At 27.7% G+C, this 21773-nt stretch carries 17 protein-coding genes and 3 tRNA genes; 7 read left to right on the top strand and 13 right to left on the bottom strand.

Features of this window, described 5'->3' with window-relative positions; genetic code table 11:
- Window positions 1–443: 443 nt before the first annotated feature.
- From M9394_RS01370 to rpmE, 7 genes are all read right to left on the bottom strand, one after another.
- Window positions 444–517 (bottom strand) — tRNA-Trp (locus tag M9394_RS01370).
- Window positions 518–538: 21 nt separating this feature from the next.
- Window positions 539–612 (bottom strand) — tRNA-Asp (locus M9394_RS01375).
- 135 nt (window positions 613–747) lie between these two features.
- Window positions 748–820: transfer RNA gene (locus M9394_RS01380), tRNA-Ala, on the bottom strand.
- Between the two features lie 483 nt (window positions 821–1303).
- Entirely contained in the window at window positions 1304–2137 is an 834-nt protein-coding gene (gene murI / locus M9394_RS01385; RefSeq protein ID WP_250250194.1) for a glutamate racemase, read from the bottom strand.
- Between the two features lie 448 nt (window positions 2138–2585).
- Window positions 2586–3479, bottom strand: coding sequence for a methylenetetrahydrofolate reductase (metF, locus tag M9394_RS01390; protein WP_250250196.1), 894 nt, complete (start codon window positions 3477–3479; stop codon window positions 2586–2588).
- Between the two features lie 407 nt (window positions 3480–3886).
- On the bottom strand, window positions 3887–5035 hold the full coding sequence (gene metB, locus M9394_RS01395) for a cystathionine gamma-synthase (RefSeq protein WP_250247185.1): 1149 nt from the start codon (window positions 5033–5035) through the stop codon (window positions 3887–3889).
- A gap of 284 nt (window positions 5036–5319) precedes the next feature.
- Window positions 5320–5568, bottom strand: coding sequence for a 50S ribosomal protein L31 (gene rpmE, locus M9394_RS01400; protein ID WP_250247182.1), 249 nt, complete (start codon window positions 5566–5568; stop codon window positions 5320–5322).
- Between the two features lie 1475 nt (window positions 5569–7043).
- Between rpmE and M9394_RS01405 the strand changes: the two genes are divergently transcribed.
- Together M9394_RS01405 and tpiA are read left to right on the top strand one after the other, a co-directional pair.
- The gene (locus M9394_RS01405; RefSeq protein ID WP_250247181.1) at window positions 7044–7793 is read left to right on the top strand and encodes an FAD-binding oxidoreductase; all 750 of its coding nucleotides are present in this window, start codon (window positions 7044–7046) and stop codon (window positions 7791–7793) included.
- 229 nt (window positions 7794–8022) lie between these two features.
- Complete coding sequence (gene tpiA, locus M9394_RS01410) at window positions 8023–8799, top strand: triose-phosphate isomerase (RefSeq protein WP_250250198.1); 777 nt, start codon at window positions 8023–8025, stop codon at window positions 8797–8799.
- A gap of 159 nt (window positions 8800–8958) precedes the next feature.
- Here the strand turns inward: tpiA and pfkA are convergent, their stop codons facing one another.
- From pfkA to M9394_RS01440, 6 genes are all read right to left on the bottom strand, one after another.
- Window positions 8959–9921 (bottom strand): 6-phosphofructokinase, encoded by a 963-nt coding sequence (gene pfkA, locus M9394_RS01415; protein WP_250247178.1) that lies wholly within the window; start codon window positions 9919–9921, stop codon window positions 8959–8961.
- A 735-nt stretch (window positions 9922–10656) separates the two neighbouring features.
- Complete coding sequence (gene cysE, locus M9394_RS01420; RefSeq protein ID WP_250247176.1) at window positions 10657–11403, bottom strand: serine O-acetyltransferase; 747 nt, start codon at window positions 11401–11403, stop codon at window positions 10657–10659.
- Between the two features lie 50 nt (window positions 11404–11453).
- Complete coding sequence (gpsA, locus tag M9394_RS01425) at window positions 11454–12422, bottom strand: NAD(P)H-dependent glycerol-3-phosphate dehydrogenase (protein WP_250250238.1); 969 nt, start codon at window positions 12420–12422, stop codon at window positions 11454–11456.
- Window positions 12423–12507: 85 nt separating this feature from the next.
- Complete coding sequence (secB, locus tag M9394_RS01430) at window positions 12508–12963, bottom strand: protein-export chaperone SecB (protein ID WP_250247175.1); 456 nt, start codon at window positions 12961–12963, stop codon at window positions 12508–12510.
- A 48-nt stretch (window positions 12964–13011) separates the two neighbouring features.
- Window positions 13012–13287, bottom strand: coding sequence for a glutaredoxin 3 (gene grxC / locus M9394_RS01435; RefSeq protein ID WP_250250200.1), 276 nt, complete (start codon window positions 13285–13287; stop codon window positions 13012–13014).
- A 24-nt stretch (window positions 13288–13311) separates the two neighbouring features.
- Window positions 13312–13683, bottom strand: a complete 372-nt coding sequence (locus tag M9394_RS01440) for a rhodanese-like domain-containing protein (protein WP_250250203.1) — start codon at window positions 13681–13683, stop codon at window positions 13312–13314.
- Window positions 13684–14312: 629 nt separating this feature from the next.
- On the opposite strand from M9394_RS01440, the gene rfaD reads away from it, so the two are divergent.
- From rfaD to coaD, 5 genes are all read left to right on the top strand, one after another.
- Window positions 14313–15275 (top strand): ADP-glyceromanno-heptose 6-epimerase, encoded by a 963-nt coding sequence (gene rfaD, locus M9394_RS01445; protein WP_250247172.1) that lies wholly within the window; start codon window positions 14313–14315, stop codon window positions 15273–15275.
- Between the two features lie 17 nt (window positions 15276–15292).
- Window positions 15293–16333, top strand: coding sequence for a lipopolysaccharide heptosyltransferase II (gene waaF / locus M9394_RS01450; protein WP_250250204.1), 1041 nt, complete (start codon window positions 15293–15295; stop codon window positions 16331–16333).
- A 22-nt stretch (window positions 16334–16355) separates the two neighbouring features.
- On the top strand, window positions 16356–17327 hold the full coding sequence (gene waaC, locus M9394_RS01455; RefSeq protein WP_250247169.1) for a lipopolysaccharide heptosyltransferase I: 972 nt from the start codon (window positions 16356–16358) through the stop codon (window positions 17325–17327).
- A gap of 1919 nt (window positions 17328–19246) precedes the next feature.
- Window positions 19247–20530, top strand: a complete 1284-nt coding sequence (gene waaA, locus M9394_RS01460) for a lipid IV(A) 3-deoxy-D-manno-octulosonic acid transferase (RefSeq protein WP_250250206.1) — start codon at window positions 19247–19249, stop codon at window positions 20528–20530.
- A 690-nt stretch (window positions 20531–21220) separates the two neighbouring features.
- The gene (gene coaD, locus M9394_RS01465) at window positions 21221–21736 is read left to right on the top strand and encodes a pantetheine-phosphate adenylyltransferase (RefSeq protein ID WP_250247166.1); all 516 of its coding nucleotides are present in this window, start codon (window positions 21221–21223) and stop codon (window positions 21734–21736) included.
- Window positions 21737–21773: the final 37 nt, after the last annotated feature.

Raw genomic sequence — 21773 nt, forward strand, 5'->3', positions numbered from 1 at the left:
ATAATTTTTATTTAATGTATGAAGAAAATCAAAGCTCTATTTTTTAAATTTGTTTAATAAAATCTGTCTATTTAAAGTAAAATAACATGTGAATTTTATTATTATGCTACATATATTTCTAATATTTAAAATTTAAGATTATCAAATTAATTTGTTGTGCGAAATTGTGAGTAATAATTAACAAGATTATAGAATGTAAGCAAAATTGCAGTTCATTAAATTATTTATTGGTTTTATACAGTTTAAAAAATATGAAATTATCACGTAAACACGTGAGTAAATTTAGTTAATACACGGCGCATTAATAATGCGCCGTGTATTAACTAAACAACATACTTCCCCAGTTTTATATGAAAAAAATCATATTTAATAAAGAATATTAAAAAAACAAATACAAACATTCTTATACCAAAAAATAAGCTTTGGTATTACTTACATCTTCACAGGGGTGAAGAGACTTGAACTCCTAACACCCGGTTTTGGAGACCGACGTTCTACCTATTTGAACTACACCCCTTTTTGTTTTGTAATAAGCATACGGTGCGGACGGGACTTGAACCCGTGACCCTCGGCGTGACAGGCCGATGTTCTAACCATCTGAACTACCGCACCATTATAATTTATATGATGACTTTTATAGTCATATACTAATATACTTTAAGATTATAAAAATATATTGAATATATACATTTTTATATTCATTTATATTGCAAGCAATTTATATAATACTCTGCATATACATTATAATGGAGCTAAGCGGAATCGAACCGCTAACCTTCTGCGTGCAAAACAGATGCTCTCCCAGTTGAGCTATAGCCCCACATCAATCAATTATACTGTAACAAGTTTCATAGAAACATGCAAATAAAATAATATAATTATAAATTTGATTTTTTCCATAATTAAATAACTTTAGAATAAGATTTACGTATATAAAATATAATTAATTTATATTATTAAAATTAAAATTAGTAATGCTGATGTGTTATTAACATAATTGAATAAAACAATACTTTCATAAAAAGTTAATTTACAGTTTATTTTGAATTTGTTGTGCATCCCTGTTAGTAGCATCAATTTAAAGTTGATAACTGTATCTATACGGTGCATATTATATAGACGTTTAGCATAAAAAATTGTATACTAAAAATAAAACTGCATGCAATAATTCGACAAAAAGCTATTAATTGCCATTAATATAGATATATATTTTTATCCATGAGTATAATTAATTTTTTTTCGATTACTATAATTAAACTAACAAACAATGTGTTTCTTATTGAAATAAGATAATGTGCTCAATTTATATTGATAATATTTCTAAAGAAAAAAAGTTATAATAGGATAATAAAATAGATTTTAATTTGATAGCTTTTTCTGTGTTCATAGAACAATAAATTTTGTTTGGTCTGTAAAAACAAAAATTGTTTGTGGGACTATTTATTTTTTTGCGTAGCAAACGTAAGCTATGTTTAGCGACTGAATGTCTTGAATCTATTAAGTAGCTATTTGAAGACAATGCGGCAATTAATTCTGTTTTTAATAAAGAAAAATGAGTACATCCAAGCACTATAGTGTCAGGAGGTTGTTTCATGTTTAACCATGGGGTAAGAATATTACGAAGAATTGATATCGGTATTTTTTCGCCACACATTTTAGATTCAGCTAAGTTTGCTAATTCAGACGTACCTAGTAACACGACCTTATATTTATTGGCGAAACGTTTTATAAGACTCCAAGTATAGTCATGATTGACAGTGCGATGTGTTGCTAAGACGCCAATAACGCCATTTTTAGTTAATTTAGACGCCAATTTAATTGCAGGTATCACCCCAACAATGGGACATAGAAAATAATTCTGTAATATTTTTAATGAAACTACACTGGCAGTATTACAACCAATGATTACAAGATCTAATTGATGTTGTTCTTGCACAGCTTCAATTATAGAAGTTACACGATTTATAATGAAGAATTCTGAGTGTTCACCATAAGGAAAAGCTTGATTATCAAAAAAATATAGATAATGTACATGTGGTAATAATTTTCGTATCGCAGTATAAATAGATAAGCCACCTACCCCAGAATCTAATATCAATATTGTTGGTTGCTTGTGTATATTTGTAAAATAAGTCATATATTTTATTAATTATTTAATTTATACACCATATATAAAATATACATAAATTGAATATATACGTAACGTAAGCTACAATTTTTGTTAAAATTATCTTGTAATATAGAATACATATTTTTTTGTTCAAAAATATTTTTATTTTTTTTATAAATGCTATATTGAGTGTTATCCTTCGTATTGTAATAATAACATTTATAACTATATATTCTTTGCGGTTCTATTTACAAGTGAAAAATATTGTATATAGAATTTATTATACAATACACATACAATATATATAATATATTTGACTGATAATGAATCTAATACAATATTTATTATTTGTTTGAAAATTCAGCTCTTTGATATACATATATTTAAAAGAATCTAAGAAGTAAATTTATTATGTTTAAATTATGATTTGTGGTGGACATAATTATTTAATTAATTATGAAATATTATTCATACATTACATTTTGTTATTTTTTATTCCCAAAGTATGACATATTGCATATGTTAAATCTGATCTATTAAGAGTATAGAAATGAAAATTTCTTACCCCTTCCTTAAGAAGGACTCTGATCATGTCTATCGCTACAAATGTTCCAAGCATTTTCTGTGTTTCTAAGTCATGATCTAATCCATGAAAAATTACATATATCCAATGAGGTATCTTCACTTTAGTAAAAGTGATAAAATTCTGTAATTGACGAAAATTAAAGATAGGCAATATTCCAGGGATAATTTCTATATCAATCCCAACAGACACGCAAAGATCTCTAAATCTTAAATATTGTTCTACATCAAAAAAAAATTGAGTAATTGCACGATTCGCACCGGCATCTATTTTTTTCTTTAAATTAATTAAATCTGATTGCGCGCTTTTTGCTTCTGGATGTACTTCTGGATAAGCAGCTACTGCAATATCAAAATTTCCAATTTTTTTTAATAAATATACTAAATCTGAAGCATACATAGACGATTGATAGGTTTTTTTTATTTGATCGCCTCTTAACGCAACTATATTATGAATACCATTATTCCAATATTCTTGAGCAATAGTTTGTAATGCTTGAGGGGTTTCGTTAATACATGTTAAATGAGGAGCTGCTATTAATCCAGTACGTTTTTTTATGTCTTTAATCGTTTTATCAGTATGATTTCGTGTTCCAGAATGAGCGCTATATGTTACAGAAACAAAAATAGGATTCAATTTGCTTAATTTGTTTATAGTTTTCCATAATATTTGTTCCATTTCATCGGTACGTGGAGGAAAAAATTCAAATGAAACATTAATCTTTCCTTGTAATTCAGCTAAATATTGATTTAATACTGCTTGTTGGGTGGCATGGAACATACTCATGTTTTCCCTCTTGAAGCTATAAAATAGATGCTTATAGACCTATATCTATTATATAGACCATATGCTAGTTTTAAATAACAATCATCATTACATAAATAATCATTGAGATTAATAATCTGAAAAATTGTATTATGGATATTTTAATGGATGTCACTCATTAATAAAATATTTCATTTATATATTAAATTAGCGCAATAAATTATTATTTTAATTTGTATCGTAGATAAGACTTAGACAGATAACGTTTCATTCATTAAATATAAATGACTGTTTAAGATATCAACTGTATATATGAATTTTTGATTGCTCAATTAATTAATAAAACTTTATAATAAAGTGTCCAATTAATGTTTGTTAATAATAAGACTAGTTAATATTAATAATGTGCATAATAGTATGGCGAGGCCTCATTGTATTGATGCAAATGCCTGTTCTAAATCAGTAATAAGATCGTCGCTATCTTCTAGTCCTACTGAAACACGAAGCAACATATCACTGATTCCAGCGCGTTTTCTAGCATTTTCTGGCATAGCAGCATGCGTCATAGTAGCTGGATGAGCAATTAAACTTTCTACACCCCCGAACGATTCTGCTAATGTAAATAATTTTAATGATCGTAAAAATTGTAGTAAAACATTTTTAGCGCCCTTAAGTTCAAAACTAAATATTGATCCGAATCCGCTTTGTTGTTTACAAACAATGTTATATCCAGGATGAGTGGGTAACCCCGGATAATATAATGCATTGATTTGCGGTTGTTTTTGACAAAAAGCAATAATGTTTTTAGTATTATTTTGTTGTTGGTAAACACGCGGCATTAAAGTACGCATACCACGCAACAACTGATAACTATCAAAGGCGCTTCCAGTAATACCAAGCGTATTGCCCCACCAAGTTAATTTTTCAGAAATGTGTGTATCCTTAGATATTACTACTCCTGCTATTAAATCTGAATGTCCATTCAAATACTTACTACAAGAATGTACCACTAAATCTGCACCTAAAATTAATGGATTTTGAAATACTGGAGTCATGAATGTGTTATCTACAACATATAAGATATCTTTTTGGAAATTGCAAAGAGTATGAATATCTACTATTCGGAGCATAGGATTACTTGGGGTTTCTATGAAAATTAATTTAGGTTTATATGCTAACGATTTTAATAAAACCTGTGTATCACTTTGATCAATAAATAATACTTTACATGCACCTTTTTTGTTTAACGCATCCAATAATCGATAAGTACCTCCATAGCAATCATAAGGTGCTATTAATAAATCGTTTGGTTCAAGCAAAGCAGAGCATATTAAATAAATAGCAGACATGCCACTACTTGTCATAATCGCACTTTTTCCATATTCTAAATCTGATAAAGTTTGTTGAGCTACATCACGTGTAGGATTTTTGCGCCGTGAATAATCATAAGGACGAGGCTGATTTAATCCAAAAAAATTATAAGTAGTTGAAAGAGTAATAGGAGGTACAACACATCCATGTTGCTCATCGCTATTTAAACCACTTCTAACGCTGATTGTAGATTTTTTTATATTCATAATAATAACTAAACTGACCTATATTTCTAAAAACACCGGTACTTTCTAAGTATAGAAATCTTTATCTGTACGCAAATATTTTTATTGACCAGATTTAATGTAGTTTTATCCAAACATAGTTATATTACATGTAGATTTTCTGGTAACAACTAAAATCTAAATGTACATTGGTACCAATCAATCCACACTCATAAAATTTAATGAACTCGTATTTATTTTTTCTATTAAAGTATAATGGATGACTATGATGTTACATAACATCCTTATGTAAATAATATCTATATTTATTTTTTATTTAATTTTTTGTCAATCGGTAAAAAATCAGCATTAATAGAAAGATTAAAGCGTTTATTGAAAATATTTACACGCCCACGTGTATCTAGTATACGTTGTGTACCTGTATAAAATGGATGACACAAATTACACACATCTATATTTAAGTTTCTATTTAAAGTAGATTTAGTATCTATAACATTTCCACACGAGCAATATGCAGATATTTCGTTATATTTTGGATGCACATTTTTCTTCATAATATATTTTGATAGCAGCTAAATATTCATGTTTCTGATAAATTGATATTTTATCATAATAAAAAAAAATTATAAATTTATTTTATAGCGCTTAATAAAAGCTAAGATATTTATGCGTTTGTACAACCAAATGTTTCTATTCATTGCAATTAATATTGTATATTCGACCTATTTAAATATATGATTCGTAATAAATTTTATACAAAATTCATAATATTTATTGCATATATTTATAAATGTATGTGCAGATACTATTAACGACAAACAGTAATTTATGATTTATCGTTACTATATATTAGCAACAACTAATAAAATTCTCACTTATGTATATTTGAAATAAAAAATTTTTCTATATCTCATACATCGACATCGATTCTGATAACAATTCAAACTATTTTTTGATGTTTATGATTACATAGTAATCTATTGACATTGTATATGCAACCACATGAGTGAATATACTTATACTCACAAACATTCAACACCCTAATCTCATCAAATAATACAAATATTTACTTTATGTAATAAGTTTTGATAAAATAATAACTATTGAATTTTTAAAATTGAATATAGGATATTCAACAAATAACCATTTATGCGCATATATAAATGTACGAAATAAAATATACGATACTTGCAATTGCATTCTTTTTCATAAATGCAACATATATAATTGCGTAATAATAGATATTTTTATCTAATCAATACATAGTCTTACGTGTTTTCAAGAAACGTATAGTTGGTTATATAATTACAACAATGAGTTGTACGAGTACTCAAAATATTTTTAATCACTTAAAATAAATTATTATATTCAATAAACTAACTGTATAATAAGTATGTTACATACTTGTGTTCAGGGTGAGCCAGAGTGCGTATTTTTTATTATGACCGTAAATTTCATTAAAACTAACATAAATGTTTGTATTTATTAATATGAAATAATAATGTACGATCTTTATAGTAGTAAAACTTGCAAAAATTATAATTAAAATTATATATAATGAAAATATATTTTCTAAAAATAATCGAATCATTAAAGTAACATTGATTTGGATAATTTAAATTCTAAATCACTATAGATTAGTACATACATGTTGTGTACGAATATAATCAAAAATATTACCACTATATAAGTAAAACACTATAATAGTCACTACATTATTTGTAGTGTTTGGTTTTATAAATAAAAGATCTTTTACATAGAATGATTTCATGAAAAATTATAACATTAAAATATCTGATTAAATGTAACATTGTTTTAATATCATAAAATTACGTTCAATCGAATAGGCAATAATTACAGTGTTTTTATGGTTGATTTTTTTAGATAAAAATTTTTATGTCGGAATCTTGTGTTAGTTTTTAAGGGGTAGATAATAATAGATACAAATTTCAATACTGATTCTGATCATACCAATGAAGTTACTTAATAAGATTAAATATTTGAATATAACTGAATACGGGTAAATTTTATGTCTACATGGGTCACCGGAAAAATTATTAATATAAAAAATTGGACAGATCAGTTGTTTAGTCTTATTGTACGAGCTCCAGTAAATACATTTATTGCTGGTCAATTTACTAAAATAAAGATAAAGATAAATAACATAATCGTGCAACGTGCTTATTCATATCTTAATGCTCCGCATAATCCAAATCTAGAATTTTACATAGCCACTATACTAGAAGGGAAATGTACCCCGTTGTTATGTACTTTACGTCCCGGTGATACTCTTATGCTTACTAAAAAAGCATACGGACGTTTTATACTCAATGAAATTCCAAATTGTAAAAATTTATGGATGTTAGCTAGCGGAACAGGGATTGGTCCATATTTATCAATACTCGAAGATCATGATAAAAGATTGTGTCAATTTTCAAATATTGTATTAGTACATGCAGTGAGGTTTTCTAAAAATTTAAATTATTTATCTCAAATAAGAAAATTACAAAACTTTTATAATGGTAAATTACACGTACAAACAATCATAAGTCAAGAAGAATCTTCTAGTTCACTTTCTGGACGTATACCTAATTTGATAGAAAATGACTCTTTAGAAAAAAAAGTAGGATTACAATTGGATATTAACAATAGTCACGTGATGTTATGTGGAAATCCGAAAATGATACAAGATACTAAGGAAATATTGAATAAAAAATATGGAATGCAAGATCATTTACGATGTAAACCAGGTCATATTACTCAAGAACGTTATTGGTAACATAAATGGTAATAATGTACATCAATTATAACTGACACTTATATTACAAAATTATTTATTATTATTATACATCTTTATAATATCAACATGGTGCCATACACAATTGCGTATCTTTTAAGTATATACGATTCTAATCGTGTAATACAAGCATTATTTTGTTTAATATTAATTAGTATTTATTGATGTATCACAATTATTATTATGAAATAATTTCTGTAGGAGAGAAGATGTGAGGCGTCTGTTGATAATAGGAAACTGGAAATTAAATGGCAATAAAAATACCATAACTAATTTAATTATTACATTAGTTAATACATTTAATAATATTTCTAAATGTAGCGTAGCTATAGCTCCTCCTGTGATGTATTTAGATATAATTAATCGTTATTTATTGAACAGTCATATTCAGCTATGCGCTCAAAATGTTGATATTCATTTATCTGGAGCGTTTACCGGCGACATTTCAGCAGAAATGTTACAGGATCTTAATGTACGATATACTCTGATAGGTCATTCTGAACGGAGAATACATCATAAAGAAAATGATGTATATATTGCTAAAAAATTTTTTATCTTAAAAAAAGTTGGATTAATTCCTATTTTATGTATAGGGGAAAATAAAAAAGAATACGATTCTGGATACACACAGTCAGTATGTATCAATCAAATTAATACAATCATTAAATTACTTGGCATAGAAGCATTTAAGAATGCAGTTATTGCTTATGAGCCTATATGGGCTATAGGAAGTGGTGTTAGCGCATCTCCAGAAAATGTGCAATTAGTTCATAAATCAATTCGGGATTATATTGCAAGTTATGATGCATCTATAGCCGATAAAATAACGATTCAGTATGGAGGTTCTGTCACACCAGAAAATGTTACTCAATTTTTTGATCAAAAAGACATTGATGGTGTATTAGTAGGAGCCGCTTCTTTAAACGCAAATAGTTTTTCTATGATTGTACAAACTGCTGAAAAACATAAGAAATCATACCCTACTTAATAATATGCAGGAATATGCTAATATAGCATATTATTGATGTAACGATATTAACAGTTCAAAACCCTAAATAAGTGATATTTGTATAAGCCATACATAATCAGATTATGTAAACGATAATATTATTTAAGAAACAAGTTATTTATGATGATTTTAAATAACTTAAAATAGTTTTTTGGCTGTTTTTAATAAATCCCGACGGAATGGACGTTGCATATGTTGTATAGCATCGTTAATGTCATGATGTACTAATTTTTCATTTTGTACCCCAATACAGCGTCCTACATAACCCTTTAATAGCAGATCAATAGAATATGCTCCCATCCGAGACGCTAGAATGCGATCATATGCAACAGGCTTACCTCCACGCTGGATGTATCCTAAAACGGTAGCGCGAGTCTCTCTACCAGTCTTTTCTTCAATGTATCGCGCTAAATAGAATACATTACAAATACGTTCTGTAATAGCTACTATTGCATGTTTTTTTCCCTTAGAAATACCAGATTTAATCTCATTTACTAGATCTTGTGGGTTAAATTCTACTTCGGGGACTACAATAAATTCACAACCTCCAGCTATCGCTGCTGCCATAGTCAAATCACCGCAACAACGTCCCATTACCTCTACAATAGAAATACGTTGATGCGAAGAAGATGTGTCACGCAACCTATCAATTGCATCAACAATTGTTTCTAAAGCTGTAAAATACCCGATAGTGTAATCCGTTCCGGAAACATCGTTATCAATAGTCCCAGGCAATCCGATGCAAGGAAATCCTATATCACTCAACCTCTTAGCACCTAAATAAGATCCATCTCCTCCAATTATTACGAGAGCATCGAGACTACGTTGATTAATATTGTTGATAACTATTGTTCTAGTAGCATCTTCCTTAAATTCAGGAAAACGAGCAGAACCAAGAAAAGTTCCTCCACGATTTATTATATCTGAAACACTACGACGACTCAATTGTATCATTCGATCTTGAAATAATCCTAAATAACCGTCATGTATTCCATACACTTCTAGTCCCTCAGAAAGACCTGCCCGTACTACACCTCGAATGGCAGCATTCATTCCTGGAGAATCCCCGCCGCTTGTTAATACTCCTATTCTTTTTATCATAAACACAGAACTCTATTATGTTGTTATGCACAGCAGACTATAATCATGTTGTTATATAAAACAAATGATTAATAAAAATATAATTATGATATAAATATACAAAAATAAAAGGCTGTATCAAATATATATAACAGTTATATGTGAAATTGTTGTTAATTTTTAATTTATTAGTATTTTAATTAAATTAAAAAATTATCTAATATGTTTTCTAAATATTGAACATTGGAAGCATTATTTATTTTAATTATTTATTATAATAATGTGCATTGTATTTACTTGTAGCGAAGTACATTAATGTTGTACATTTATGATATTTTCCTGATGTTAATATACGATCATATTAACAAACGATTTCAATTATATGAATTATATCACGAAGATTATCTCACAAGGTATTGAAATATAAAAAGAAAATATATTTATAATTAATATAACTAATATATCGAATATGCGATTGTTTTTAATCTCATATACAATGCATCAAATTACATTGATATATTATGTGCGATTAAAATTACATATTAAGTGTAATACATCTGCATTTTCCAGGTACATTATCAATTTTGGAATCAAAAGTATTGAATATCTTTTATATATTAATTATTACATAAATATACTAACTTTTTAGATACTTGATATGTGCAGTGGTATTTTAGAGTATACTTATTAACAGTAGTGTATAATAAATATTATATATATTTTTAAATGTAGAAAGGCTTATTAAGTTATTGTTATTTATTGATTTTTTTTGATAAGTCTAGCGGGTTTTCCTGCTACTGTAGCATGAGGCGGTACAGAGTGTAGTACGACGGAACCAGCTCCAATTTTAGCCCCATAGCCTACTTCAATATTACCTAAAATAATAGAACCAGCTCCAATCATTACTTTTTGCCTGATTTTAGGATGACGATCACCACTTATTTTTCCAGTTCCGCCTAAGGTCACAGATTGCATTATAGATACATTATTTTCTATAACTGATGTCTCTCCGATCACTACACCAGTTGCATGATCTATCATAACACCGTATCCGATACTTGCCGCAGGATGAATGTCCACATTAAAAATAGTAGAAATATGATTATAAAAATACATAGCTAATTCTTTACGATTATGCTTCCATAACCAATGAGAAATACGATACGCTTGCAATGCGTGGAATCCTTTTGAATATAAAAAAGGAGTAAAATACTTAGTGACAGATGGATCGTTTGAACGTATTGCATAAATATCTTGTGCAGCAGAAGTAATGATATTGTCATCGGCTCCGCATATATCTTCTAATATCTTAATGACAGCAATTGTAGATATATCCGTATTAGTTAATTTTTTAGATAGTATGCAAATTAATGCATCTTTAAAGTTTGTGTGCTTTAATAGGGTCGTATATATGAAACTAGTCAATATAGGTTCAGAGTCAATTAGCAATCTCGCTTCAATTTTAATGTTACTCCAAACTATTTCTAATATATTTAAAGTCATACATTTACCTGATCGTCGTAGTATGAATGATAATTCAAATCTACTATTAATTATTTTAAATTATTAATTTTTTCTTCTTTTTGTGTACGTTCCAATAAAGAGTGAGCTGCATCATGAACATTTTTATTTTGATATAGTATCTGATATGTTTGTTCGGTAATGGGCATATCTACTTTGTGTTTAATAGATAACATATATACTTCTTTTATGTTATAGAATCCTTCTATTATTTTCCCAACATTTTTTTGAGCATGATGTATCTCGAAACCCTGCCCCAATAATATTCCAAAGCGACGATTACGTGATTGATTGTCAGTGCAAGTTAATATCAAATCTCCTAATCCAGCTAACCCCATAAAAGTGTCTGATGTCGCTCCAATTGCTATACCTAGGCGAGACATTTCTACTAAACCCCGTGTAATCAATGCTGTCCGTGCATTGGATCCAAACCCTATGCCATCAGAAATACCTGCTCCAATAGCAATAATGTTTTTTACTACTCCAGCTATTTGAATACCAATAGTATCTGTGTTGCTGTATATTCTGAAATTTTTACTACAATGTAGTGTATTTTGTAGATCACAACTTAATCTAGTATCATTAGAAGCTAGAGTTATTGCCGTGGGTAACCCCATAGCGAGTTCTCTAGCGAAAGTTGGACCAGATATAATTGCAATAGGAATATTTTTTCCTAAAATATCATATGCTACATCTTGTAATAAACGTCCAGTTTTTGGTTCTAAACCTTTAGATGCTATGATAATACGAGTATCGCTCCTTAAATTTGGTTTTAATCGCATCAAAACATGACCAAATACACGACTTGGAACCGCAATTAATAAATTTCGGCAAGTAGATAAAGCTATAGACAACGATTTCTCTAAATACAATGATGGTGGAAAAGAGATGCCGGGTAAATAGGCTTGATTGCATCGATTAATTTGAAGTTTTTGAATATGATTTGCATTATGTCCCCATAACAATACGGCATGACCATTTCTAGATAACGCAATAGCCATAGCCGTCCCATAGGAACCTGCTCCAATGATGGTTATATTAGGATATCTAATAGACACAATAATTTAAACTAACTATTTTAAAATATTAAATTTTAAGTGTATCATTATATTTCTTTTGTAAGGACTGAATAAATAAAATATCGAAATTAATTGGATCTAAGTTAAGTTGAGGGAAAGTACCTCTAGACACTTGGTTACTGATGCATTCGCTAGCATAGGGGAATAAAATACTCGGGCAATGCGCGTTAAGACAACGTATCATTTGCGTTTTGTTTAATCCTGAAACATTAAAAATTCCAGCTTGTTTTACTTGACATAAAAAAGCTGTATCTTCCTCAATTTTTGCAGTAACAGTAACACATAACACTACTTCGTACATATCAATGTGAATATTCTTAGCATCACTATTTAAATCTACCTTAATTTTTGGGTTCCAATTTATTTGGAACACTCCAGGAGTGTTCGGAGCTTCAAATGAAATATCTTTGATATAGATTCTTTGTATACGAAATAAAAAATTATTACTGTTGCTTTCTAACACAAAAACACCCCTAATACATCATAAAATTTAATAATTTATCATAGTTTATTAACGATTTGTATTTATCAAGATTAGATCTAATTTGCCCTGGGCATCTAAAAGTACCAAATCATCTGATCCCCCAATATGCAGACCATCTATAAAAATCTGCGGAAATGTAGTGCGCCCACCAGAGCGTTGTCTCATTTCTATACTTATAGAATCTGATAAGTTGCTACAATCCACAGAAATTTCTCTAAAATCTAAAGATTTTTTTGTCAATAATGCTTTAGCTCGTTCACAGTAAGGACAATTCTTTTTTGTGTAAATTTCAATATAAGCCATTTTTTGTTCTCATTATTTTATGCTTTATTTTTTTAATAAAAGAGGAAAATTATCAGATTTCCAGCCAACTATCCCGCCATGTAGTACATATATTGCTTCAAATTTTAATTTGTATAGATGGCGTTTAATTGAGTGCGCCAGCACATTATTATCGTGTACAATAATCAATGGATACTGTTTAAACCTTTTTAATTTACAAATATTATTGTTTTTAATTTCTTCTATTGAAACATTAATGCTATTTGTTATATGTCCTGAATGATAATCATCTTGACTACGAATATCTATTACTATCGCATTTTTTTTATTTATTAGATAAATTGCTTTATCACGTAATATTTCAGAAGACCCGAATAACCAACTGTTAATTGTAGTGTACAACACTGCAATTAACAAAAGTACCCATATAATACTCAGTATTATATGGCGTTGTAAAAATATTGTTATTTCCTGCATATACATAACTTGTAAACTTGGTTGAAAAATAACTCTATATAATATACTAAAATTTATTTATATCATGGAGTATCATATAGTTTTTTAACAAAGATGAAAAATTATGAATCATTACGATATTACCGGGATAATAAATATGTTTTATACTGGATGATATAATATCAAATTAAAATATAAATATCATGAATGAGTATAAATACACATATAATTATTATTATATCACAAACACATCATAAAGTCATTCTATTCTATGTTGAAATAGAAAACTAGTACATTTTTTGTGAATAGGTCGATAAATACATGTTATTTATGATATATTTTTGTCCTGAGTAGTTTATACATCAGACAATAACAAATAATTTTTACATTGTGTTTTTTTGTAATGATTCTAGAATAATATAATCAAAAATTGTGGATTTACTATATGCTATATGCATATAGTAAATAACTTAAAGTAATATATTTTTCTAAATATTAAAACGTTTAATATTATTATGTTGTATTATATACAATAACTCAAATTATTGTATTAATTGTATTTAAGTATACATGTGATTATGTGAGAATGTATGATTGTGGTCACGGGTGGAGCAGGGTTTATAGGTTGCAATATTATTAAGGCTTTAAATAAAATTGCATACAAAAATATTTTGGTGGTGGATAATTTAAAAAATGGAAAAAAATATGACAATCTGAAAAGTTTGTATATTTCGGACTATATAGATAAACATTGCTTTATTAATAATATATTGAATAATCCTCTTAATTCCTATATTAAGGATATAGACGTAGTGTTTCATGAAGGAGCCTGCTCTTCCACTACTGAATGGGATGGTAAATATATGATGGAGAATAATTATCAATATTCTAAAGATCTATTATTTTATTGTGTTAAAAACAAAATTCCTTTTATATATGCTTCTTCTGCGTCAGTATATGGTAGAGATACCCGCATGCTTCTGCATTCCCAGGTATATGAAAAACCCATGAATATATACAGTTATTCCAAATTTTTATTTGATCAATATGTGCGCTCTATATTGCCAAAAGTTGTATCTCAGGTTTGTGGATTAAGATATTTTAATGTTTATGGCCCCTGTGAAGCACATAAAGGTAGTATGGCTAGTATAATATTTCAATTGTATCGAAAAATTACCAGTAAAAAACACCCAACACTATTTATTGGAAGTAAACAGTTAAAGCGGGATTTTATATATATTGAAGATATAGTTGATATAAATCTTTGGGCCTGGAATAATAAAATATCTGGAATTTTTGATTGTGGAACAGGTAAATCTGAGTCATTTGAGTGCATTGCTAATATCGTGTTAAGTTTTTTTAATCAAAATATAACCATTAAATATATTTCTATGCCAAAAAAAATCCGTGATCATTATCAAATATTTACTCAGGCAAATATCTCTCAGTTAAGAGCGGCAGGTTATTGCAAGGAATTCACTGACCTTAATCAAGGTATACATCGTTATTTAAATTGGTTGTCATGCAACAATGCTGACCATTGTAATAATTAAGTAAATAAAATTTCATTGTGAAAATATTAGTTATTAGTCCTTCCTGGATTGGCGATACCGTGATATCACATAGTATGTATCGATTATTGATTAAGAAATATTGTTCCAACATTAAGATTGATGTCCTTACTCCGATGTGGTGCAAAGATCTGTTCAATCATATGCCTGAAATTAATCAAACATTATGTATTCCTTACGGGCATGGAGCTTTAGAGTTATCAAAATGTTACCATCTCGGAAAATTTTTAAAAAATGAGAAATATCAACAAGCGATAATATTACCTAATTCATTTAAATCTGCTTTAATACCGTTTTTTGCGGGTATTCCGATTCGGACCGGATGGCGTGGGGAAATAAGGTATGGTATACTAAATGATTTGAGAATACTTAACAAAAAATTATTCCCTTTAATGGTGCAACGTTATGCCTCTTTAGCATGTGATTATAATGTTACAAAAAATTCTTATAGTTTACCCTGTCCGCTGCCGTTACCCCAATTAAGTGTAAATGAAAAAGAAATTGAAGATGTATTATGCAAATTTAATTTGTATTGTCACAGAAAATCACTGATTGGTTTATGCCCGGGCGCAGAATTTGGATTAGCTAAAAATTGGCCTCATTATCATTACATAACATTAGCTATTCAGTTAATTCATTATGGATATCATGTAGTAATATTAGGATCCCCTAACGATCAACTAATTAATAGATTTATTCAACATAGTATTCTCAAAAATATGAAACAACATTGTAACAATCTTATAGGAATCACATCATTAGGAGAAGCTATTGCAATTATAGCAACCTGTTCAGGAATCGTTAGTAATGATTCTGGTTTAATGCATGTAGCTTGCGCATTGAGACGCCCTGTAATAGGGTTGTATGGACCTAGTAATCCTAAGTTTACTCCGCCTTTATTTTCTCAATCTATTGTGATTCGTCGCATACAAGGATATTATACCATGCGAAACGGCGATAGTTTATATGGCTATCATAACAGTTTAATGGATATTACTCCAGATCAAGTTTTAGAGGCATTAAAAACGTTGTTACATTGATCAATCAAACAAAATAATTGTCATGAAGGTTTTAATTATAAAAATTTCTTCTATGGGAGATATTATCCATACTTTACCTGCAGTTACTGATGCATCAAATATTGCACCAAATATATTATTTGATTGGATTGTAGAAGAAACTTTTTCTGATATTCTTAGATGGCATCCAGGAATACGCCAAATTATTCCTATAAACCTTAGATTTTGGATAAAAAATTGGTATAAATTGTCTTCATGGAAGAAATATCGTGAATGTTGTATACAATTAAAAAAAAAATATGACGTGATTATTGACGCTCAGGGTTTATTGAAGACATCATTGCTAGTAACACGTATGACATGTGGTAAAAAACATGGTATGGACTATACGAGTGCACGGGAACCTATGAGTTCTTTGTTTTATCATGAACGACATTATTCCAATAAAAATCAACACGCTGTGGAACGTATTCGACAGCTTTTTTCTCTCAGCTTAAAATATCCTGTACCGTCTTATATAGGAAAGTATAATATTAAACATTTATTTCCACCTCAAAAACATCATGCTCCTTATTTAATATTTTTCCATTCTACTACTAAATTTGAAAAACTTTGGACAGAATTGAATTGGAGTATTATTGCTCAATATGCTATTAATGCAGGATATCGCATTAAATTACCTTTTTGGACAAAAAGTGAAGAATTACGTACCAAACGGTTAGCGAGATTATATTGCAATCAAATAATAATATTACCAAAATTAACGCTACAAGAGATTGCTATCCAAATATCTGGAGCAACAGCAGTAATCTCTGTTGATACTGGACTTAGTCATTTGACAGCAGCGCTTGGTTGTCCTAATATAACATTATATGGCCCAACTAATCCTAAATTAATTGGAACATATGGACAAAACCAAATTATTTTACGATCTTCAACTAAAAAAATGCAACACTTAACCCCTATACACGTCTGGGAATCATTGCAAAAAATTTTAAATTTAAAATATATATAAAAATATTTTTTAACCTTGTTTATATAAACCTTATATTAATTTATATGCTTTAATTATTAATTGATATTTTTTGTTATTAAACAAAAAATATCAATCCGTTAGGGCGATATTGTTTATACGGTTTAAAAGTAAATAATTACATTCCTATAAAAGAATAATATCTAAAAAAATTATATTGTTTATTGATGAACATTAATATTTTTAAATTAATATCATTTAACATTCAATTATAAACTACTTCAAATTATTAGATCTAATTTATGAATTAATGACTTTTTTAACAAACAGCACCAAAATTTTCTTCATCATGCTAGTGCTAGAATATTTTTAAAATCATATTGGTGTAAAACTTGAATATAACTCTCAAATATTAAATTTGAGAGCATTTTCATTATACATATTTGTTATTTTAATTATTTAATATTATTTAAGGAAAATTAAAATTTTCAAATAATAATAGATGTTAATTTTTCGATTAAATAAAAATATATTTTTTTATTATTTTTTGAAAATATTACAATTAAAATACATGGTACTGCTAATTTTATTATTGAAATTTTACTAAAAATTCATTTTTTATGAATAAATTACTGTTTTATTGTGTTGATAAAATTTTTATAAGTATAAATAAAATAATAAGATATAACTAAGGATTCAATAACATGAATTTACAATCTAATCCGATAAAATGATTAACATTTATTTTATACGTCATTTATATATAATATCTAAAAATTAATGTAGTAGTTAGTAACTATGCGACAATACTAAAAAAATATTATTTATGTAAATATCATACTTGTTATACTGTGTCAATGAAGATCTATATAATACAATGAAGTAAACAATATTTCAAATATATATATTTCATCGTACATAATTATATGATTATATATAGATTATTTCTTATAATTTAAAATAGAAATATAAATATATTTAACATAGAAAAAATAAATTCCTCAAAATATTTAAAGTTACAGAAATAAAATCGTCTTTAACATAATTTAATTCTGAATGAGCAGTCCGTTGTCTATTATTACGTTACGGTGGAAATAGATAAATATACGATAACACTAAAAGAATAAAGTACATATGCTATGTTTAATCTTATTGTTTAATTTTTAAAAATATTATTTATGTTATGCATTAAAATTATTATTTAATATTAAAAATAATTATATACATGGTACAAATATATATTTTGTGTAAATTACATTTAATATATTTTATAAGTTTGAATAAATAAATTTTGTTTAAATATAAAATAGTAAAAAGTAATAAAAAAATTATTTTTCAAGCAACTTGTAATAAATTTTATTTATATCAACAAAATTATAAGATTCTCAAATTTGAGAATATTGTAGCATTCATGACAATTACATGATGAATTTTTTAATCAAATCCAATATATAATTGATGTTCATACAAATTATTAATGTAAAAATAATATGTTTATATTTTATGTGTTTATTTGGATGATTAATTTAAGTTTGTAACTATATAAAAAATTAATCAGATTTTATAGTTTATATAATCTATTTATTATAAATATCATTTTTATAAGTATTGTCTAATAATTCATTATCGTCATAATTAACAAGTCATTGGAATTATTCAAAAAATGTTAAATCAGTAATTAATGATTTTATCATATACAATACAATGTTTAGTTTTTAAAAGATATTTATGAGAATTCATTATTTTTAATTTAAAATAAAAAAATACTTTATAAAAATAATTGTTAAAAACAACAGAAACATAGACAGTTTTTCAGATAAATTATTTTTTAAAATTTATATAGGCATTGACTATTAAAATATATTATATAAGGCATAATGACATTGATATATAGTTAAATGCGTGTAAAATGATTAAATTAGTAATTATGAATATAATAACTGATTATTTTGGGATATTATATGTTTACAATATACATTACAATATATAATATTATAATGTATATTGCTCAACCTATAATATGGATACGATTGTTATGGCGTAGCAGGCGATCACCATCGTATCGTAAATGTTGGTTGGAACGCTACGGATTTTATAGAAAATCTATCCAATCTGATGGAATCATTTTACATGCTGTGTCCTTAGGAGAAACATTAGCAGCTATCCCACTGATACGTGCTTTGCAGCAACGTTATCCAAAAATAACAATCACATTAACTGCGATGACTCCCACAGGCATAGAATTGGCGCGATCAAAATTTAGTCATAATATGCGCTGCGGTTATTTACCTTATGATTTACCTGGTGCTATGAAACGATTTATTAATCAAGTTAAGCCACGATTAGTTATTGCTATGGAAACCGAACTATGGCCAAATCTCATAAATATATTATATCAGCGCGAGATTCCTTTCATTATTGCTAATGCTCGGTTATCATGCCGCTCTTTTACTGGATATAAGAGATTTAGTTATTTTATTTCGTTAATTATGAAACGTATTACTTTAATTGCTGCTCAAAATAAAGAAGACGCTTCTCGATTTCTTAAATTAGGATTAAAAAAAAACCAATTATTTATTACAGGTAATTTAAAATGTGATATTGAAATGAACCAGGATTTATTAAATAAAATTTCGTTTTTAAAAAAAACTTGGATTAAAAAACGACAGGTATGGATAGCTAGCAGTACTCATGCAGGGGAAGAGATATTATTACTACAAGCACATAAACGTCTCTTGAAAAGGTTTCCTGATTTACTGATGATTCTGGCTCCACGTCATCCAGAACGTTTTGTTAATGTTAAAAACATTACTGAACAAGCTGGATTTTCTTATATCATGAGAAGTAACGGGGTTGCTCCATCTAAAGAAACGCAAGTAATTATTAATGATACTATAGGAGAATTAATGTTACTATATGGTGTTTCAGATATAGCATTTGTTGGGGGTAGTTTAGTAAAACATGGAGGACATAATCCGTTAGAGCCAGCTGCACATTCTATTCCATTGATTATGGGGCCGTATACTTTTAATTTTAATGATATTTGCGTTAAATTATGTAAGTCAAATGGATTAATTACAGTAACTGATACGGAATCCTTAGTAAAGGCTATTGCTATGTTGCTGGTAAATCAACAATGTCGTGTAAACTATGGCCATAGAGCCATCAAAGTGCTGCGGCATAATCAAGGAGCGCTAAAGCAATTATTGGGTTTGTTAGATAATTATTTATTAGTTCAAAAATAACTTGTCATACGACGTTTTGTAATAGTTATGAATTAATATAATAGTTATTATTAAGTATTAATAACATTTACAAATTATTTTTTATCAAATTAACTATAACCTAAAATTAGACTAAAACTGCAATATCTAAAAGTATATTATTATAACATGTTGCATGAGGCGTGGCTGTTATCAACGAATGATTTTAATGAAAATATAATTTTTTTTCATATAATCAAAACGATGTTTATCGTGATTTTTATGAATTTATATATAAACAAATATTTAATATTAAGGTTATTTATATTTTTAGGGAGAGATGTATAATTAATATAGAAGATAGCCGAAATGCTTAAAAATTTTTATTTTGATATTGCAGATATAGGTGTTACTGGAAATGATTATTTAACTTACTCAGTATTATTGCAACAAATAATCGTCGTATTTTTTATTAAAATAAACATTTTATTAAATGTTAACAAAAAATATTTTTATGTATGAAAATATAAGTATGAAACAATTTAATTTATAAAAACGTTTTGATAATTTATTTATGTTCGCATCAAGCTTTCTAATACAGTTATTTAATAAGTTGGGCATTCTATATTTTCACTGAAAAATATAAATAAAATGTAGTTTAACATATTTGAAATATATATATGTTATAGTCTTTTTATTTTCACAAAAAACATAAATTTTATTAAATATATTATGACAATTCAGGCTATGTATCCAGGGACTTTTGATCCATTAACTTATGGGCATTTAGATATAATTATTAGAGCACATAAAATTTTTGATAAAATATTTTTAGCGGTAGCTGAAAATTCGCAAAAACATCCTTTGTTTAGTCTTGAAGAACGTGTAATATTTGCAAAGCAAGCAACTGCAACGTTAGATCATGTAACAGTGTTTGGGTTTAATGACCTCACTATAAACGTGATGAAAAAAAAACAAGTGAATATTTTAATTCGTGGCCTCAGAACTAGATCAGACTTTGAATATGAAATACAACTTGCAAAAATTAATAATTACTTCTCGCATGAAGTAGAGACTATATTTATGATATCTACAGATATATGGGCATGTCTTTCTTCTAAATTAGTGAAAGAAATTGCTCAATATGGGGGGAGAATAGATCGTTTTATACCTAATTTTATCGCTGAGAAGGTTATTGAAAAACTGCGCAATACTGAGAAAAAACGCAAAAACATTTCGTTTCTCTAAAAAAGCAAAAACGCGAAAATAGAAAGTGCTATACATG

It is taken from the genome of Candidatus Blochmanniella camponoti (assembly GCF_023585825.1).
In the GTDB taxonomy this organism is placed as follows: Bacteria; Pseudomonadota; Gammaproteobacteria; order Enterobacterales; family Enterobacteriaceae; genus Blochmanniella; species Blochmanniella camponoti.

What these genes read in the sequence shown, in the direction of transcription:
- murI (WP_250250194.1), bottom strand. Translation starts at nt 2,137, where the DNA reads ATGACTTATTTTACAAATATACACAAGCAACCAACAATATTGATATTA.
- metF (WP_250250196.1), bottom strand. Translation starts at nt 3,479, where the DNA reads ATGAGTATGTTCCATGCCACCCAACAAGCAGTATTAAATCAATATTTA.
- metB (WP_250247185.1), bottom strand. Translation starts at nt 5,035, where the DNA reads ATGAATATAAAAAAATCTACAATCAGCGTTAGAAGTGGTTTAAATAGC.
- rpmE (WP_250247182.1), bottom strand. Translation starts at nt 5,568, where the DNA reads ATGAAGAAAAATGTGCATCCAAAATATAACGAAATATCTGCATATTGC.
- M9394_RS01405 (WP_250247181.1), top strand. Translation starts at nt 7,044, where the DNA reads ATGTCTACATGGGTCACCGGAAAAATTATTAATATAAAAAATTGGACA.
- pfkA (WP_250247178.1), bottom strand. Translation starts at nt 9,921, where the DNA reads ATGATAAAAAGAATAGGAGTATTAACAAGCGGCGGGGATTCTCCAGGA.
- cysE (WP_250247176.1), bottom strand. Translation starts at nt 11,403, where the DNA reads ATGACTTTAAATATATTAGAAATAGTTTGGAGTAACATTAAAATTGAA.
- gpsA (WP_250250238.1), bottom strand. Translation starts at nt 12,422, where the DNA reads ATGGCTATTGCGTTATCTAGAAATGGTCATGCCGTATTGTTATGGGGA.
- grxC (WP_250250200.1), bottom strand. Translation starts at nt 13,287, where the DNA reads ATGGCTTATATTGAAATTTACACAAAAAAGAATTGTCCTTACTGTGAA.
- rfaD (WP_250247172.1), top strand. Translation starts at nt 14,313, where the DNA reads ATGATTGTGGTCACGGGTGGAGCAGGGTTTATAGGTTGCAATATTATT.
- waaC (WP_250247169.1), top strand. Translation starts at nt 16,356, where the DNA reads ATGAAGGTTTTAATTATAAAAATTTCTTCTATGGGAGATATTATCCAT.
- waaA (WP_250250206.1), top strand. Translation starts at nt 19,247, where the DNA reads ATGTTTACAATATACATTACAATATATAATATTATAATGTATATTGCT.
- coaD (WP_250247166.1), top strand. Translation starts at nt 21,221, where the DNA reads ATGACAATTCAGGCTATGTATCCAGGGACTTTTGATCCATTAACTTAT.